The organism is Paenibacillus sp. FSL H3-0333, assembly GCF_038002805.1.
GTDB lineage: Bacteria > Bacillota > Bacilli > Paenibacillales > Paenibacillaceae > Paenibacillus_AQ > Paenibacillus_AQ silagei.
In genome coordinates, this window is the sequence record NZ_JBBODG010000001.1 from 262148 (window position 1) to 280353 (window position 18206).

The following is an 18206-nucleotide window of genomic DNA, read 5'->3' on the forward strand; positions in this document are numbered from 1 at the left end:
AGTAATATTCTGCGATTCCGGCACGGTGTGTGCAGTAGAGCTAGATTCCGGCAGGCATCCCATATAAATAGGAGACAACACAAAGAGAACCTTACTCAGCCGCAATGGCCGGGAAAGGTCCCTGAATATAAGCCTATTCTATTCCCGTCCGCTGCTTGAACGGTTTTGCAGGCTCTCCCCCAATAACGGGGCGCGGGGATCGAACTGCGGATAGATATATTCCTCACGCCGAAAAGAATACCCGGTAGCTGCAATGTCCAGCATCTGATTCAGCCGCTCACTCTCGCTGCCCAGTCCCTGGTCCAGCGGAATGTCCCCCGCGATGATCCGCAGATACAGCTGCATTCTTGGACGGTCGCCTGAATAACGCGGCTCCATGGATACCGTATTCGGATCATACTGGTCCATGATCTGCGGGGAGAGCGGATAGATCGATTCTGCTGCGGTGGGATAGAATTCCCTGAAGTGGCGCAGCCCGCGTGAAGCGCCCGGCTTATCCATAATCCCGTCTGTCACCGGGAGGGCGAGCGCCTGCTGATACAGCATGCCCAGGAACTCCTTCGATTGAAGAAAAGTCCAGACCTTCACCGCAGCCTCCCGGCTCTGCGCCGCACTGTTCACCACCAGCGGAGCGTGGGGGACCATCATCAAGGCCCCGGCCCCGCGCCGTGACAGGTCCGCCGCCGGAGGGAGCGCCACTCCCCAGTCATCCTTAGGCATATACTCCTGCAGCTTGACATAATCTTTGCTGGTAACATACATCATACCGATATTGCCGTCCGCGAACTGCCGGAGCGCGCTGCTCAGCTTCAGCAGAGTCTCCCCCGGGTAGAGACTGCCCTGCTGCTTCATCTCCCGCACCATTCGCAGCCAGGGGGCATACACACTCAGGTCATAACGGCCCGACCGGTAATCATAGAGATAATAACCGCTGTAGGTATTCGATAGCTCCAGTCCGGCCTGGAGACTGGCCCGGCTATCCCCGGCGGGTAACGCGAAGCCGTATTTGTTCACCGGCGCTCCGGCCTGGCTGATCTGCAGGGCCGCCTGCTCCAGTGCGGCAAAGGTAAGCGGAGGCTGCTCCGGGTCAAGTCCGGCGGTCCGGAACAATTGCTTATTATAGATCAGACGCACGGTATCAATACTGGAGGGCATGAAGTAGATTCCGCCCTTGAACAACGGGCCGAACGCGTACTTCCTGGCCCATACCGGAAAACGCAACAGCCATCCGGCATCCAGATCAGCAGACAGATTAGCAAGATACCCCTTGTTGACGTAAGTGGCCAGCCAGGCGTTATCGACACTGAACACATCCGGCCCCTGCCCGGAGGTCATCAGCATATTTAAGGTATCGTCGTAGGCGTCTGTAGCAAGGTTCATCACTACGATCTCAATCTGATCGGGATTCGTTTTATTATAATGGCTGATGGCATTCTTCACTTCCAGGTTCTCCGTCCAGTCAGACAGGGCGACCCTCACCCGGGTGGTCTGCGCCGCCGGTAGGGCCTTCTCGCCTGGAGTGAGGTCCGGCAGCAGCGGGCGGTCATAGACAAAAGTGTAGATAGCCAGCCCGCACCCTAAGATGGCGATAAGATAGAACAGTAACCTTTTCACACCGCACCTCCTGCGTTGACATCCTGACTTCACGCGTTTTACAATGTATACCAGTTATTGACTTACTGAAGGAGGACTCCGATGAAGAAATATTACGATTCGTTGTCGAAGGCTCTCTTCCTGTATAACTTCAGCATCCGCAGCCGTCTGATCCTCTACTTTCTCTTCCTCGTTCTTCTCCCGACCACGATCATCTCGGTCACCATCTATAACAAATCCGCCGGGATCATTACCCGGAATATGAATACATCGATTGAGAATAACTTCAATCTGGTTCAGGATAATCTGGCCCGGCGGTTCGAAGCCGCCAATCAATCCATGACCGCGTTGTACCTGAATTCTGAATTCGCGGACCTCATCTCCTCCAACCGGCCCGCAGACAGCACCGGAATCATTAATGAGCTGGCCGCCCTTAGCAAAATCCTTGAGGATTTCCCCGCGAACGGGACCTCCGGCAACAGCTTCGTCCCTATGCTCTATATGCTGAACCGGCCGGAATATACCCAATATAATTTCTCACGGCGTGTATTCAATATCGATCTTATTACCTTGAAGCCCTGGTATTTAAGCATTCCGGCCAAAGCCGATTTTGCCGTGGTGGGCCTTAGCTCACTGGATTCCAGATTCACCCTCAAATTCGCGAAGCGCCTGTTCGGTATCCGGCATGCACAGCTGCCCTATGTCGGACTTCTCACCCTTGATATCCCGGTAGCCGAATTCGGCACGCTGCTGGAGCATTATAAGCCTACCCCCGGCAGCAAGGTCTATATCGCAGACAGGGCCGGAACGATCGCCATCAGCCCCGAGCCGTCACTCATCGGCCAGAATATCGCCGCTCAGGATTATTACAGCAAGCTTAGCTTGACTATAGGCCCTGCTGACAGTACCAGCAACCCTCTCTCTTCAGACCACTCATCCGCTCTGCATTCCTTCCGCCACTCTATCGGCAGCGAGGAGATGCTCGTCTCGTACAAGACGCTGGAGAATACCGGCTGGACCATCCTGTCCTTCTCGCCTGTCCGTGAGCTGAATGGGGAGCTGGTCTCCTTCCGCCGGGTGATGTATGTCGTAATTGTCATCTGCATGCTCATCTCCTTTCTGATGGCCCTGCTGCTCTCCGAGAATATCTCCGCTCCGATCCGCAAGTTCATCCAGTCAATGTCGCATGCCGAGAGCGGGAACTTCAATATCCCCATCCGTTACCGGCGCAAGGACGAATTCTCCTATTTATTTAACCGCTACAACAAGCTGCTCCAGCAGATTAAGGCGCTGATCGACAAGCTCTACGTCACCGAGCTGCGCAAAAAGGAAGCCGAGCTGCAAATGCTCCAGGCCCAGATCAATCCGCATTTTCTCTACAATACCCTGGACTCCATTAACTGGATTGCCATTAACCACGATATTCCTGAGATCAGCAGCATGGTCACCTCACTCTCGGATTTCTTCCGGTACAGCCTGAGCAAGGGCCGCAATATCATCCCGCTCCGCGATGAGCTGCGGCAGGTCGAGAGCTATCTGCAGATTCAGCAGTTCCGCTTCCAGGACCGGCTTCACTATGAACTGGAGGAGACGGACCGGGCGCTGGCAGAGGAATGTCTGGTGGTGAAGCTCAGTCTCCAGCCTCTGGTGGAGAATGCCCTGATTCACGGGATTCAGCAGCGGCGGGGCACCGGCACGATCCGTATCCGGGTAGAGCAGACGCAGGAGCTGCTTAGCATCTCCGTATTCGACGATGGAATAGGCGCCGATCCCGCACGGCTGAACCAGCTGCTGACAGACCCGCAGCCGGGCAGCCAGTCTTACGGCATCCGCAATGTGCATATGCGAATCCGGCAGTTTTTTGGAGAGTCCTACGGCATCCGTTATTACGACAATACCGAAGACGGCTGCGGTCTGCTGGCTGTCATCCGGTTCCCGGTGGTCACTACTTGGAATGAGGTGAATGAAGATGTTAACGATGATCATAGCGGATGACGAACCGTTTATCCGCAGCAGTCTAATCCGTGTGTTCGATTGGCAGGAAGAGTTCGGGATTGAGATTATCGGGGAAGCCTCGGACGGGCTGGAGGCCTACGAATTATGCCTGAAGCTCCAGCCGGACATCCTGTTCACCGACATTATGATGCCGCTAATGGGGGGGCTTGAGTTAGCAGAGAAGCTGCGGGAGGCAGGCTGCAGGGCCCGGATTATTATTATCAGCGGCGCCCAGGACTTCTCCTACGCCCGGGAGGCGCTGAAGGTGAACGCCGAGGGATATATTCTGAAGCCTGTCAAGCTGCCCGAGATCCGCAGTGTCTTCCGCCAGGCGGTGGCCAAGCTGACAGAGGAACGCGAGCAGCAGCTGGATCTGGAGCAGCTTAAGCAGCAGCTTCAAGACAGTATGCCGCTGCTGCGGGAGAAATTCCTCCAGAATCTGATCACCGGCCTCTACCGCAGGGAGGAGGAGATCTGGCAGAAGATACAGTATTTCGACCTGCCCTTCCAGCAGGGGACGCTTCTCAGCGTCTGTGTACTCCAACTGGATGAATACCGGAGCGCGGTGGATAAATACTCGGAGGAGCACAAGCAGCTGCTTTATTTTTCTATCCAAAATATCATTCAGGAGAGCCTGGACAGCCACCCCTGCGCCATCAGCTTCGTAGCCAGCGAGAACGAATTCATTATGGTGATCTGCACCCCGCAGACACCTCCGTCCCACTCCATCTCCGGGACCTGCGAACACATCATCGCTAATATTCAGAAGTATCTGCGGCTGGATGCCTCCGTCGGCATCGGGCGGGCCTGTCCGCTGGCGGGCCAGCTTGAGGATTCCTATAAGGATGCGCTGGCCGCGCTGGTGTACAAATTCTATACCGGGCCTGCCTCCGTCCTCTACATTAACGATATCCAGCCCGACACGGAGAAGCTGCAGAGCACCTTTATCTATAAACTCCAGGCCCGGCTGATGAATGAATTGAAGGCAGGACATACAGACACCGTCACCCGGCTGCTGGAGCAGCTGTTCAATGGACTGGCCGGGCCCAAGCATAGAATTGAATACGTGCAGAGTATCTGCGCAGAGATGATTTTCACCTCCGCCAGAGCCCTGTATGAGATAGATGAGGATATCGGGCAGGTGCTAAGCGATCGGATTAGCATTATGGATAAGCTGTACCAGCAGACCACGATCACCGGCCTTAAGGCGTATATGCTGTCGCTCCTGCATGACTTAAGCGCTTATGTAGCAGGCAAGAACACCTCCAGGAACAGCCGGATCGTCAGCAGCATCCGCACCATCGTTCAGGAGGGATACACCTCGGAGCTGTCCGTGTCCAGGATTGCCGAGGAGGTGTTTCTGACACCTAACTACATCAGCCTGCTGTTCAAGAAGGAGACTGGAAGAACCATTACCGACTATATCACTCAGATCCGCATAGGCAAGGCGAAGGAGCTGCTGCTGACCACGGACCTGAAGGTCATGGAGATCTCAGAACGGGTCGGCTATGAGAATCCCCATTATTTCAGTACTGTTTTCAAAAAAACCACCGGCCTGCACCCGCTCAAGTTCCGTTCGGCCAAGGATTAGACCGCTGCCGCTCTAGCGGACAATATAGGATTTCGTACCTATTCTGGAGAAGATGGCCGTTCTTACATTCACTTTGGCGGAGACCGGCGGGCTCAGTCGTGCGTTACCAAGAGAAGCAATATAGGCAAAATCCGGGTGAAGCCCCTCATCCGCCAGATAGGCAGAGGTCCGGCTGCCCGGCACCCGCTCCCTGTTGAGCGAGGTTATCATCTGAGTGGCATTCTTAATCCCGAGCCCGTGTCCGTAGTAACTGTCCCTGGACAACATAATTGCGTTCTCCCCCTGCCATTCCGGCTTAGCCGGATCATGGTCGGGATTCTTGAAATAGACCACATCGCCCGGCTGCAGCTCATTCCTGTTGAACGTGGTAATCAGCTTCAGATTGCTGTCATAGTTCCAGTCCCACAGGTACAGGCCGGTGAAATTACGGTTGAAGGCCGCCTCTCCGATCATGTTGATGGTCGCTCTATAGAGAATCATCACCATCGCCATAGCACATTCAAAGGCATACAGCTGTCCATTCACAAAAATATCATTAATCGCCGCCGAAGGAGTGACATTTGAATTCAGCTCAAATCCACCGCCTCCTGTACGGGTCCAGTACCTCGGATTGCAGCGGGAATTCTCGAAGGTCGAGAAATCTGTCCCCCCTACATTCATTGCCCGGGCTGCCGCAATAATCTCCCCCCGCATTCTGCTCTCAAATGCCGGATCTGCCGGAGCCGCGTATCCATACCCCATTCTGCTTCCCCCTTTCGTCTTCTTGCCATGAAATATAGGTTATTGTACGTGTCGGGCCTCCTATTGGTGCGTAAACAGCCCCCCGTAATCTATCCACGGAGAGCTGCCGGTCAGAAACACCTATTATTCTAACGTGACATGAGGATTCAAAGTAATCTCAAAGGCACGGCCCCAAATATAATCGGGATCATCATATGGAAGGACTGCACTGGCGTATTCGGAGAAGACCCAACTGCCCCCGTTAATCTGCCGGATACTGCACGCCGGTTCAGCACTGCCGGTCAGGAAGGCGCCCGTCCCGGCAAGCGTGGCCGTGTGTGTCTGCATCCGCTCTCTCAGCAGGGCCTCGAGATGAGCGTAATCCTCCGGGCTATTGAACAACAACATGTTCTGATCTGTAAACGTTGCAACATTCTCATAGAGCGAATGGGCTCTGGAGTACGTCCGGATTTCGCCAATCGCCAGCCTTTTGTAGAAGTAATCCTTCAGGAAGCGCTTGAACAGCAGCGAGCCGTGAGCGTTAACCGCAAGGTCCAGCGCCGCCGCATCGGTCTCTGTAACGATATAAGCATACCGGGCCTGGGCCATGCCCAGTGCGAGGCCGATTTTGTTCCCCGGCGTATTCCAGCCGCTATATCCTAATAGCGCGCCAGTATGCCTGCTGCCCAGTAGAGCCTCAGTTATACTTGCATCTGCTGCACCTGCGCCGACACAGTCAATCACTACCGAAGGGACGAGGCGGGAATCGTTATCTTCGATACGGTTAACCGCAGCCAGCACCTGATCCGCAGCAGTAATCGCGATAATCTCCACCTCACGGGCATCGCCTACCGCCTCACCCCCTACAATATCCAGATGGCGCAGGATGTTCTGATGCACATCCATATATTCATACGGACTCGTAAGGGTAGAGCCATGCGGTCCGAAATATTCAACGGTATACCTGGTGGTAGCCCCGTTCCGGTAGAGCTGATTCGCCATCCGCGCCAGTAAGGACTGTCCCAGTCCGTCTGCATCCGGGAGAATGACGGCCCGGTCCGGATTTTGACCCTGAGTCCCGCCCAGCCATTCATTAATACCTGCTTCCATATAGTGAATCTCGTTAATCTGCACGCCCTGGGTATTGGCATCATCCACACCGACTGCAAGGAAATCAATAGAGCCTTCCTGCGCCAGCACCTCCAGAATATAGCGGTTCGTCTTGAACTTATGCGCTCTGGTATTGTAATACTGCTCTTTATCAAAAGTAGCCGTACTGCCATAGTCGCCAGTCGGTGACAGGTTATATCCACTGAGAATATCTTCGAACTGCGTCAAGCTCCTGCGCGGCTGAAGCATGAAGTTGCGGGACTCCGTATAGGCCGCGAGGTCCAGCCCTTCCGCAAAAGAGGTGGTGGCCAGCCTCATAATCGTATCCATTACATACACCGGCTTGTCCGGGTAAGCTTGCTTCACTTCACGGATGACATCCAGCAAGTCTGTAATTGCAGCATCGTAAGCCGGATAAGCACCTCCTGCATCCGTACGCAGGCGACGGCTGCCAATCAGCCCCCCGTAGGCAAGCATGTCCGCCGAGAGAATAAAACCGTCCACGGACGCCGCATGATCCAGAATCCATTGCCGGATCTTGGCGGTATCTCCGTAGGCCGGTGAGGAGGTGGTCAGCAGGGTTGTGCCTGATGCTGTCTTTTGCGAATCCAGGCGATTCTTAAGATCCGTTACATCCGGTGTGATCACATCAATGCCCGCCGATCTCCCCTGCACAATCACATCATCCAAATTAACAGGCCGATCATCCAATGGTACATATAGCACTTTCTTCATTGATGTCACGCTCCCTCTAGTTAGCAGATAGGCTCAGAACAGATGCCCTCACTATATAAGGTAATTTACACAGATGGATTACAACCAGAACATTAATTTTTTTTGCCACGCGTCTATAAAGGGGAATTTACATTGACTCTAGTATTTACAGTGTTAAAATATAGGAACATTTGTTCTTATTATTTGGAAAATGGTTGTAAAAAAGTAATCTAATCTCTCTTTATTGTGTAGGAATGAACTCTTCAAGAGGAAGGGGGGTAGACAATGAAACCGGATGATAGTTTAAATCGCCGTTTTATTTCGTACATGGCCAATCTCATCTATTACAACTCTATCAATTATGACAAAAAAAGAAGAATGAAGGACACTCGGTTTCCCCTAACACTAGACAACGATGACAATATGGAATCTGTCCTATTAACTATCTATGATCCAGAAGTTATACATGCAAATCTCAGAGATCACATCACTGACTATGCACTATTTCAAGCTTATGAGACCCTTTCATCCCAACAACAAGAGATTCTATCACTAGCCTATGTCTACAACCTTAAGGACGAGGAGATAGCCCGAAAATTGGGTTACACCCAACAAAACATCTCCAAACACCGATTAAAAGCCTTAGAAAAATTGCGCCGGTTACTAACGGAGGGATGATAAGGATGCCCGAGATTGATATCGCCACACTAGTTGCTAATTTAGGCTTCCCTATTGGAATAACCCTGTATTTGCTAATCCGTTTCGAAAAGAAAATATCTGATTTAAGTGAAGCTATTAATAGTCTGAAAAATGAAATACAAAAAAATGTAAAGAAGTGATTGCATGTTTGCTCAATTATTAGTACAAGCACAACGAGACAAGGATTCGGAGGCGACATTGCACATCCTGGAGTCTTTTACACCAAAAATCAAAGCCTCCTTACGGCAAGTACCCGCCGATTATCAGGATGATTTAAAACAGGAACTCTATGTCAAAATGATTGAGGTTATACAAACTTTTGATATTAGTGAATTGAAATAGAATTAGGAGAGTGGTTGTAAATAAAGAGACTCATTTCTCTTTATATAATGTGAAGGCAATACGGCATTGCAGAAAACTTGGGAATGGTGCTCTGGCTTTGATTCCTCCCTATTGTTCTTCTACTAAAAATAATTTCAGGAGTGATTATTATGGCAAATCTAGGCACTGGCGGAGCAGACCTTATCAAATCGCATGAGGGATTTTCCTTGAAATTTTATGGAGATCCTGTTGGGTATCCAACAGTTGGTTGGGGACATCTGATAACAAGGAATAAAACATATACTAAAAATACAACAGGTAATCCAAAGGATTCTCTTCTAACCCAAGCACAAGCTGATGCTCTATCAAGCTCTTTGAATCTAGGTTATACTTCACCAATTTCTCAGTCTAAGGCAAATACTTTTTTCACTGAGGATACTGCTAAGGCTGTAGCAGCAGTAAATAAATTGTCACTTCCTAATGGCCATACACTTTCGCAAAATCAGTTTGATGCCCTTGTTTCGCTCACTTTTAATGGAGGTTCTGGGGTGCTAGCAACCGCTGATGTACAAGCTATGCTTAAATATGAGCAAATATATCCATCTTTTTATGGCCCAATTTCAACAAATGAGCTTAATAATTGTTCGAAATTGGTCAGCAAAGCATTTTCATATGATAGAAGTTTACAAAGACGAAGAAATGAAGAAGCAACTTTATTCTGTAAAGGCAGACAGTATACTCACAAATATCCAGTATACACACTATAGTTTAATCGTTTTACGGCATAAACAAGAAAGGTCAGCCTAAAGAGGCTGACCTTTCTTGGCTTATTACATAACCTTAATTCATTTAATCAGTAATTTTTTTAAGCTCAAAAATAGTTGCCTCAGATAACAAGATAAGCCTATCGTTATTAATAACAAAAAAAGTTACACTTACAGGTATTCTAAGTTTTGTAGAAGGGTCACTTATATCCATTACTTTTAATACATCATTTATCTTTAAGTCCGGGATGTCTATTTTATATAATCTATAAAAAGCGTCAGAGTTATTGCATGTCGCTGTAATCTGATATAATGGATTTTTTAGCTCATATTGATAATCACTGTAGTTTTTAAGTCCTTTGGATGAAAAAAAGTCTTTATTGATGATAATTTCATCTCCAATAAATTTTTGCCCTGTTGGATATTCAGAAGCATCATTATATGAATTTGCAAATCCTAAAAGCTTCTCAACTCTCCAGGTTCCATAGAAATATTGTTCTGTTTCACTATCCAAGTTTATATTTTCTGCATTAAAACAATCGGATTTGTTTTCAGGAATAATAGCCTCCTGAGTTTCAGGTTTAGGCTCACTAGAAGTATTGGGATTTGATGCCTTTTCAACATTTCCACAAGCCGATGCTAACATCAACATAATCATCATACAAGCCAATATTGTTTTTTTCATATCTCACACTCCTACTATAAATTAATGTTTCCGCATATTTACTCGCTATACTAATTGAATTAATCCGCGTATGGATTAAAATCTGTTCGATCTTTTTTTGTTCACCATGTACCTTCACTGTTGTATAACAAATCTCCTTTCGTCTGCCTTAGCAGAAATTATATCAGAGCAAATGAAATCATGAATGACATAATATTAACATTATTTACGATTTAAGTTAAATTCATGTCAATACTTTCTTTCTTTTTGGTACCATCTACCCGGATACAGTGTTGGATATACCCGTAAGTCTTCTCAACATAAAAGCCTACCCAGTTTAAAGGCAGACTCTCTATATTCATTCAGTATTATTCAGAAAAGTTAATACCACTTAACTTCCGTTCACAACCCCATCAAATGAACTATTTGTTATAGACGATGCAAGAATATTCTTTATCCAATTGTGCTCATTTATAGCTTAGAATAATAAAAATGAATCTAAAAGGAGAGTCATTATGGCATTAGAATTCAAGGTCAATGAACAGCTGCTGCCTGAACAAATGGCCGAGGTGTTTAGATTATCGGGGCTTATGCGGCCTCATAACGATTTAGACCGTATGGAGAAAATGATTGATCAGGCCGATATCATCATTAGCTGCTGGGACGGTGAGCGTGTAGTAGGCTTAGCACGGGCCATCACCGACTATTGTTACTGCTGTTATCTGTCGGATCTGGCCGTCATTAAGGAGTATCAGAAGCAGAATATAGGCAAAGACCTGGTGCAGCTGCTTCAGGAGACATTAGGAGATCAGGTGTCCATCGTGCTGCTGTCTTCCGAGGAAGCTCTATCGTTCTATCCTCAGATCGGCTTTGAACAGGCTAATAATGCGTTTCGGATCGCCCGAAAACATTAGCTACTCTTTGGACCCGGCAGCCTCCTGGAACCATAGATTTACCTGCGCGGTCTCCTCGGTCAGAAGATCCAGGTAGATGGAGGTGCGGTAATCGGTCTCCTTGAGGCTCCGGCCTGTAATCTCGGCGATCCGGTTCAGACGGTACATTAAGGTATTGGTATGAATATGCAGAAAAGCGGCCGCTGCCTTCAGATTGCCGTCCAGCGACAGGTATACAGCGAGGGTTCTCAGCAAATCGCTCTTATGCTCACGGTCATGCTCCTTCAAAGGATAGAGCAGCGGGCTCCGGCGGGGGCGGCTCCGTTTCTGTTCCAGAATAGCCGGAAGGTATGCCCAGAACCCGATCTCTTCATAGAGCAGCAGTTCACGCGTATGATAAGGCAGCAGCTTCTTCATCTCCAGAATCTGGAGCGCTTCGCGGTACGCTTCGGCGGCCGAGGTATATTCGCGGTATTCAGGACTGCAGCCTGCCGTAAGCTTGCCGCCTTCACTCTGACCCAGCTCCCCGAGCAGCTTGTGCAGGAACGAAGACAGCCGCCCCGTCCCTTCCACTACCGGAAACATAAAGGAGAAAAGAATAATTAGCCGGTTCTGCTCGGCGGTCTGAAAAAGCAGCCGCTGCCCGGCATAGGTATCCATCACCCTGCGGAATTTCTGCAAAAAATGCTCATCCACCGGCCTGCTGATCTCCAGCACCCCGATGTAATAGTTCTCCGGCAGCAGCACCGATCCGGCCTCCGCCTCCTGGCGGATATGCGCTTCGCTGTCATAATGCGAGGTCAGCAGCTTCCAGAAGAAATCCTCCAAGGCCTTCTCCTGCTTTGTCTTCCATCCGCGCTGCTTCAGCAGATACCGCCCGGCAATCCCGGCAGCCTTCTCCACAAGTTCCTCCGCCTGCCCTGCGGTGAGATTCCCCCGGTCTACCACCCAGATATAGCCCAGAATCTCCTGCTGGTGCTTGATGCACATGGCCAGCCGCGGGCCAAGCCCGACCTCCATTACCGCAGGGATGCGGATCGGATGAGTGCTGCTCTCCAGCTCATGCATAACTCCCTTTTTGCGCAGGCCGATAATGACCGTGCTGGGCACCTTTTTGCCAATGATGGTCGAGATCCGCGCCGGATCACTCTCCGTCTGATGGGAGCTGTACCCGATCACATGATGATTGCTGTCCTCAATCGTAACCTGGGACTGGAGCGATTCGCTGAGCGTATCCGCCAGGGATTCCATACTGTCAAAAAAACGGTCAAATGATGGCTCTGATTGTGCCAATGTTCCCACCTCAACCTGAAGAATAGCAGAATAAGTGATTACATTATAGTACGCTGCCTGGCGGTTGCCTATAGGAATAAAACAGATTTCAGTAGAAAACCTGACATATCATGAAGAATTTGCGTCAAAAGCAAACTGGTGCGGTGCAAAACCTCACATGAATGAAGTATCCGGCATACCTGCATTCGCGCCAGCATTTCGCGTCCATCTAGCCCGCATGCCTTCCGCTGACCGATTGTATCCGGTTTTTCGCATACATTCGGCCCGCATGCCTCCCGCAGACCAATTGTATTCGGTTTTTCGCATACATCCGGCCCGCTCACCCTCGACGTGCCCGTTGTAATCGGTTTTTCGATTACATCCAGCCCACACGCCTCCTGCTGACCAATTGTAATCGGTTTTTCGATTACATCCGGCCCGCTCACCCTCGACGTGCCCATTGTGATCGGTTTTTCGATTACATCCGGCCCACTCACCCTCGACGTGCCCATTGTGATCGGTTTTTCGATTACATCCGGCCCGCTCACCACAAAAAAGCCCGGCGATCTCTCACCGGACTGTAATAGGCGTAGACGTACTCTTTCCTGCGTACTTTTCTATCCCCTGTTTTTTTCTATTGCGATCCCCCTCTAGCCGACTTCTCTCTGTATAGATTAGATCAGCGTGAACTCCTGCTCTACAGCAGCTTCAACCGTGAAGTACTCTTCTCCAAGCGCCTCGGCTACGGCCTGGCAGGTGATTTTGCCGTTGGCTACGTTGACGCCGCTCTTCAGACCTGCATTATCTTCAATGGCCTGGAATACGCCTTTGTTGGCAATTTGCAGGGCGTATGGAACGGTGACGTTGGTTAGAGCGATGGTCGAGGTTTTGGCGACTGCGCCCGGCATATTGGCTACGGAATAGTGCAGAACCCCATGCTTCTCAAAGACAGGGTTATCGTGCGTGGTCACCCGGTCAATCGTCTCCACAATCCCGCCCTGGTCAATCGCCACATCGACAATGACGGAACCTGGCTTCATCGTCTGCACCATTGCTTCCGTTACCAGTTTAGGCGCCTTCGCTCCCGGAATAAGCACTGCCCCTACCAACAGGTCTGCTTCGGCAACAGCCTTGGCGATGTTGTACGGATTGGAGATCAGGGTGCTGATCTGTGCGCCGAAAATATCGTCAAGCTGGCGGAGCCGGTCTGCGCTCAGGTCAATAATAGTTACCTCAGCGCCAAGGCCGATGGCCATCTTAGCTGCGTTGGTGCCGACCACACCGCCGCCGATAATGCTGACCTTACCGCGGCTTACGCCTGGAACCCCGGAGAGCAGGATACCCTGTCCGCCGTAGTTCTTTTGCAGGAACTGTGCACCGAGCTGTACAGCCATGCGCCCGGCTACTTCGCTCATGGGTGTGAGCAGCGGCAACGTACGTCCATCCACTACCGTCTCGTAGCCGATGGCGAATACGCCTTTGTCCTTAAGGGCGGCAGCCAGAGCTGGCTCTGGAGCCAGATGCAGATAAGTGAAGAGGATAAGCCCTGGACGGAAGTAGCCGTATTCGCTGGCCAGCGGTTCTTTTACCTTCATTACCATTTCAGCGGCAGCCCACACTGCGGCAGCTTCTGCAACCAATTCTGCACCCGCTGCGGCGTACTCTTCGTCCAGGAATCCGCTGCCCGCACCCGCTCCGGCTTCAACAAGCACCTTATGGCCTTCTGCGCTTAGACTTACCACACCCGCAGGGGTAATCGCTACGCGGTTTTCATTGTTTTTGATTTCTTTCGGTACGCCAATAATCATCTTTCATCGCTCCTGTCAGTTAGGGTTCTCTTATGTGAAGAATCATAACATACAGGCCGGAGCTGCATTTTGGGTAAAAAGAAAAACATGATCTGACATGATTGTGTTTTTACACAATGGACTTGAAACGCCGCACCAGCTGCTCCCGGAATAGAACGTTTCCCTGCACTATTGCCGCCCTAGCCCTAATCCGGGGAGATATTATAAAGTTATGTTCCATATTCTCCTGTTTTTTGTTCCTTCTGACGCTTCCGGCCATCTGCTATTCTTGAATTGCAAGCTTATACAGTACACACACAGGGAGGTTGTCGCTTTTGAACAAGAGCCGTGTTATCGCCGGAATCACTTCGCTCGTTCTGATCATGGGCCTGGCCGCAGGCTGCGGGAACAGCAGCAATTCATCTTCAGCGGACAATGGAAGCTCTGCCACAGGTAAGAATACACCGGTAACGCTCAAAATGTGGGGCGGTGTCCCCCCGGAATCCGGTCCGCAGCAGGTGGTGGACAACTGGAACAAGGAGCACCCCGATATTCAGGTGGAGTATGTACGCTATGTCAATGACGACGACGGCAATCTGAAGCTGGATACGGCGATGATTACCGGCCAGGATGTGGATTTGTTCGTGAACTATACAATCTCCCATGCCGCCAAGCGGGTGGAATCGGGACTGGCCCTGGACCTCAGCGGCTTCACCGATTACAACATTGAAGAGAAGATGGGCGCGGACACTGCGAGCTGGAAGATTGACGGCAAGTTCTACGGCGTTCCGACAACCAAGAGCCCGTTCTTCATCGCCCTGAACAAAGACGCCCTCGATAAGGCAGGCCTGCCGGTTCCGAAGGAATGGACCTGGAATGAGCTGCGCGAGTATGCGAAGAAGCTGAAGAGCGGCAATTCGTACGGTTTTATTCAAAATATGGAGCCCTTCGTGGACCCCATCGACTCCGTGCTGTCCCAGGAGGGCTACACTAAGCCGGACGGCACCTCCAATCTCGATCATCCGCTGGTCAGACAATGGCTGGAGACGCTGAACGGGATGATGCAGGACGATAAGACCACACCGCCGCTTGGCGAGCAGTTGACTTCCAAGATGCCGGTGGAGCAGGTGTTCCTCAGCGGAGAGGTGCCGATGCTCAATATCGGGGCGTGGCTGCTGCGCAGCTCGAATAACTTCACCGACTTCCCGCGTGATTTCAAAATCGCTTTCGCTCCGGTACCCCGACTTGCTGAATCCGCCAGTGATTACGTGACCCGCGGGGGCCTCGGCGATTACATCTCCATTAACGCCAAGTCCAAGAAGCAGGAAGCGGCCTGGGAGTTCCTGAAGTGGTATTCCGATGGCGGCATGTCCCCCATGGCAACGGGTGGAAGACTCCCGGCCTCCAAGGATGCCAAGCAGGAGGATGCGCTCAAGAGCCTCATCGGCGACAAAAGTGACTCCTACGATCTGGACTCCCTGATGTACGTCATGTTCGACAATAAGACGCCAACCTATGTCCGCAGCCTGCCGCAAGAGGTAATGGACCTGCGTTCACAGGAGTACGAGAAGTATTTCCTCGGCTCACAGTCGCTTGACCAGACCGTGCAGGCCATGGCAGCCCGGCATAATGAGTATTTGAAGCAGAAGAAGTAGCGGCTTGGGTGGAGACAGCGGAGATAGCGAAGAAATAGAGAAGTATCGTGCATCATACAGGAGGCTTGCCATGGGAATCATGGCGCCTCTCTTTCTTTTGTCTTGCCCTATCAGGAACAGGCTAAGCCTTGAATGAACGCGCAAGCTCCAGCCGTGTTCTTGCGGACTGGAATGCACTTATTAGGGCAAATTCGGCTATTCTGGAGGCTACACGGACTCAGATGCGCTTAATTACAATTTCCCTCTTCATTTCCGGCTACCTGAAGTGATATAAAGGCTTCTGAGTCCACCTGCAAGCATAAAGTTGACTTTTTCGCCAAATAGGAGCATCTGAGTCCGTCGGTCCACAGTAGGAGGAATAGTAGCGGCGGGCACAATGATTGGGGCCAGGAAATACCCCTCCATACTCCAAAAGCTCCCTTGACAAGGCGGGGCGGATAACCATCCGCTCCGTCTTTCTTGTCCCGCTGTCAAGCAGCCCGGATAGAACAAAACTATGCATTTCCGCCATCCTCCCCTGTCCGCTGGAACAAATCCATGCAATTTGAAATATCGCCAATCCGGCGGAGGGAGTATGCTATAATCTAGCATATCAACCGACCCGGAACGGGCAGGTTCAGTCAGGCTTGGAGGTGCTTCCCTGTGTCACAGCTGCTGCGTATGCTGGTTCCCCAGAAGTTGAAATACCGCCTGTTCACCGCCTTTGTCTGTCTGATTCTGCTGCCGTTCGGCGCGCTGAATATCTATAACTATCAGCGCATTGAGACGCTGGTCCAGAAGAAAATCAGCCAGCAGAGCCACTATCAGCTGGAGCAGATGTACCGCACGCTGGAAGACCAGATCAGCATTGCCTTCAAGACGCTGCTGTTCCTGAAGCAGGATGATACCGTGAAGTCCGTGCTGCTCCATCCCGGACAGCGTAATGAGCTGGAAAATAAGCGGCTGATGGAGAATATTTTCAAGAACCTGAACAATAGCTTCTTCCTGTACAATCCTTCGGTCTACTTCATGATTCTGGACTTATCTGAAAGCGCATACACCTCTTATCCACCCAAGGATTCTCTGGTCTATTCGGATCTGCGGGCAAATCCCGGGTTCGACCGGGGGCAGATGAACAACAGCTCTTATCACTGGGTGCCTAATGATACTAACTACGTGCTGCGTGATGTCTCTACCAGCGCCTATCTTCTATCCTTATACGCGTATCTGGAGGATGCCCGGAACCAGCCGTATGGCATGGCCCGGATCAGCATTGATTATACGTACTGGCTGCGCTCCATCCACAAGCAGTCCGATCTGGAGCAGCAGTATTTCCTGATCACCCGCTCGGGCGAGGATATCTCCCAATCGGTTCCGGGCAGCCAGCTATCTGAGAAGGTGAAGGCGGGCTTCGCCGGGCAGCCGGGACAGCAGTATTTTATCGACAAGGACTCGAACGCCCTGATTAATTATATCTATGTGGAGTCGCTGGACTGGTATATCGTCAACCGGATTCCGCTGTCTGTGCTGTTCGTGGAGATCGAGGGGCTGAAGCAGCAGTACTTCCTTACGTTCCTGGTGCTGACGAGCATCTTCCTGATGATGACCTTCGTGATTGCTACGACCATTACGCGGCCCTTGTCCCATCTGCAGAACAAGATGAAGGCGGCGGTGCAGAAAAGCCTGAAGATCCGCCTGCCGGAGCACAAATTCAGCGGCGAGATCCTTGAGCTGACCCGGACCTTCAATACAATGCTTGACGACACCCACCTGCTGATCCAGAAGCTGAAGGCGGAGGAGCGCCAGAAGAAGGCGGTGCATTTTCAGATGCTGCTGGCCCAGACGAATCCCCACTTCCTGCTGAACACGCTGAATACGATCAAATGGATCGCCATCCGTGAGCATAACGAGGATATTACGAACATGACTCTGTCGCTCGGCAAGCTGCTGGAGGCCAGTCTGAACACCGATAAGGATCTGATCCATCTAAAAGATGAAATCGAGCTGGTTGAGGCCTATGTCCATATTCAGCAGGTCCGGTACGCGCACAAATTCGACTGTACGTTCACGTATGACGAGGACATTCTGTATGCTCTGGTGCCGAAGCTCAGCCTTCAGCCGCTGGTGGAGAACGCCATCATTCACGGAATCAGCAGACTGCCCGGCCACGGCCTGATTGAGCTGAACGTCCTCCGCGAAGAGCACAGGCTGATTGTCGAGATCCGGGACAACGGCGTAGGCATGGAGCAGGGCAGCGGCCCCAAGGCTCCGCGCAAGCGTCCGGGCATCGGACTGAGTAATATCCAGGAGCGGCTGCGGCTGTTGTTCCGGGAAGAGGGTCAGCTTGAGGTTCTCTCAACCAGTGAAGGCGTTACGGTGCGCTTGACGCTGCCGCTGCTAATGTCCACGCCTTACGGCAACGAACATCCGGCTTAAGGCACATAACTAC

15 protein-coding genes are annotated in these 18206 nt (G+C 51.1%); 9 read left to right on the forward strand and 6 right to left on the reverse strand.

Annotated features, from left to right (window positions below):
* Positions 1-138: 138 nt before the first annotated feature.
* A complete protein-coding gene (locus tag MHH78_RS01070; RefSeq protein WP_341166369.1) occupies positions 139-1614 on the reverse strand; it encodes an ABC transporter substrate-binding protein in 1476 nt (491 codons plus the stop codon).
* A gap of 81 nt (positions 1615-1695) precedes the next feature.
* On the opposite strand from MHH78_RS01070, the gene MHH78_RS01075 reads away from it, so the two are divergent.
* Together MHH78_RS01075 and MHH78_RS01080 are read left to right on the forward strand one after the other, a co-directional pair.
* Complete coding sequence (locus tag MHH78_RS01075) at positions 1696-3588, forward strand: cache domain-containing sensor histidine kinase (protein ID WP_341166370.1); 1893 nt, start codon at positions 1696-1698, stop codon at positions 3586-3588.
* Positions 3563-5179, forward strand: a complete 1617-nt coding sequence (locus MHH78_RS01080; RefSeq protein WP_341166371.1) for a response regulator — start codon at positions 3563-3565, stop codon at positions 5177-5179. The genes MHH78_RS01075 and MHH78_RS01080 overlap by 26 nt, the downstream gene beginning before the upstream one ends.
* A gap of 12 nt (positions 5180-5191) precedes the next feature.
* Here MHH78_RS01080 and MHH78_RS01085 read toward each other — a convergent pair whose 3' ends face one another.
* Both MHH78_RS01085 and MHH78_RS01090 read right to left on the reverse strand, forming a co-directional pair.
* A complete protein-coding gene (locus MHH78_RS01085; RefSeq protein WP_341166372.1) occupies positions 5192-5920 on the reverse strand; it encodes a protein-glutamine gamma-glutamyltransferase in 729 nt (242 codons plus the stop codon).
* Between the two features lie 123 nt (positions 5921-6043).
* Positions 6044-7744, reverse strand: a complete 1701-nt coding sequence (locus MHH78_RS01090; RefSeq protein WP_341166373.1) for a DUF4127 family protein — start codon at positions 7742-7744, stop codon at positions 6044-6046.
* Positions 7745-8008: 264 nt separating this feature from the next.
* Here MHH78_RS01090 and MHH78_RS01095 point away from each other — a divergent pair, with 264 nt between their 5' ends.
* The 4 genes from MHH78_RS01095 (at position 8009) to MHH78_RS01110 (ending at position 9510) form a co-directional block, all read left to right on the forward strand.
* Positions 8009-8401 (forward strand): sigma-70 family RNA polymerase sigma factor, encoded by a 393-nt coding sequence (locus MHH78_RS01095; RefSeq protein ID WP_341166374.1) that lies wholly within the window; start codon positions 8009-8011, stop codon positions 8399-8401.
* 5 nt (positions 8402-8406) lie between these two features.
* On the forward strand, positions 8407-8562 hold the full coding sequence (locus MHH78_RS01100) for a YvrJ family protein (protein WP_076155695.1): 156 nt from the start codon (positions 8407-8409) through the stop codon (positions 8560-8562).
* A gap of 4 nt (positions 8563-8566) precedes the next feature.
* Positions 8567-8764, forward strand: coding sequence for a helix-turn-helix domain-containing protein (locus tag MHH78_RS01105; protein ID WP_341166375.1), 198 nt, complete (start codon positions 8567-8569; stop codon positions 8762-8764).
* A gap of 149 nt (positions 8765-8913) precedes the next feature.
* On the forward strand, positions 8914-9510 hold the full coding sequence (locus tag MHH78_RS01110) for a lysozyme (RefSeq protein ID WP_340757954.1): 597 nt from the start codon (positions 8914-8916) through the stop codon (positions 9508-9510).
* Between the two features lie 82 nt (positions 9511-9592).
* On the opposite strand, the gene MHH78_RS01115 is transcribed toward MHH78_RS01110, so the two are convergent.
* Positions 9593-10192, reverse strand: a complete 600-nt coding sequence (locus MHH78_RS01115) for a hypothetical protein (RefSeq protein ID WP_340757955.1) — start codon at positions 10190-10192, stop codon at positions 9593-9595.
* A 494-nt stretch (positions 10193-10686) separates the two neighbouring features.
* Here MHH78_RS01115 and MHH78_RS01120 point away from each other — a divergent pair, with 494 nt between their 5' ends.
* On the forward strand, positions 10687-11085 hold the full coding sequence (locus tag MHH78_RS01120; protein WP_341166376.1) for a GNAT family N-acetyltransferase: 399 nt from the start codon (positions 10687-10689) through the stop codon (positions 11083-11085).
* On the opposite strand, the gene MHH78_RS01125 is transcribed toward MHH78_RS01120, so the two are convergent.
* Positions 11086-12357: a PucR family transcriptional regulator gene (locus tag MHH78_RS01125; protein ID WP_341166377.1), complete on the reverse strand. Its 1272-nt coding sequence runs from the start codon at positions 12355-12357 to the stop codon at positions 11086-11088.
* A gap of 653 nt (positions 12358-13010) precedes the next feature.
* Positions 13011-14144 carry an alanine dehydrogenase gene (gene ald / locus MHH78_RS01130; protein WP_341166378.1) on the reverse strand — a complete coding sequence of 378 codons (1134 nt, stop codon included), beginning with the start codon at positions 14142-14144 and terminating at the stop codon, positions 13011-13013.
* Positions 14145-14458: 314 nt separating this feature from the next.
* On the opposite strand from ald, the gene MHH78_RS01135 reads away from it, so the two are divergent.
* Both MHH78_RS01135 and MHH78_RS01140 read left to right on the forward strand, forming a co-directional pair.
* Positions 14459-15778 carry an ABC transporter substrate-binding protein gene (locus tag MHH78_RS01135; protein WP_341166379.1) on the forward strand — a complete coding sequence of 440 codons (1320 nt, stop codon included), beginning with the start codon at positions 14459-14461 and terminating at the stop codon, positions 15776-15778.
* A gap of 642 nt (positions 15779-16420) precedes the next feature.
* Positions 16421-18193: a sensor histidine kinase gene (locus MHH78_RS01140; protein ID WP_341166380.1), complete on the forward strand. Its 1773-nt coding sequence runs from the start codon at positions 16421-16423 to the stop codon at positions 18191-18193.
* Positions 18194-18206 lie beyond the last annotated feature (13 nt).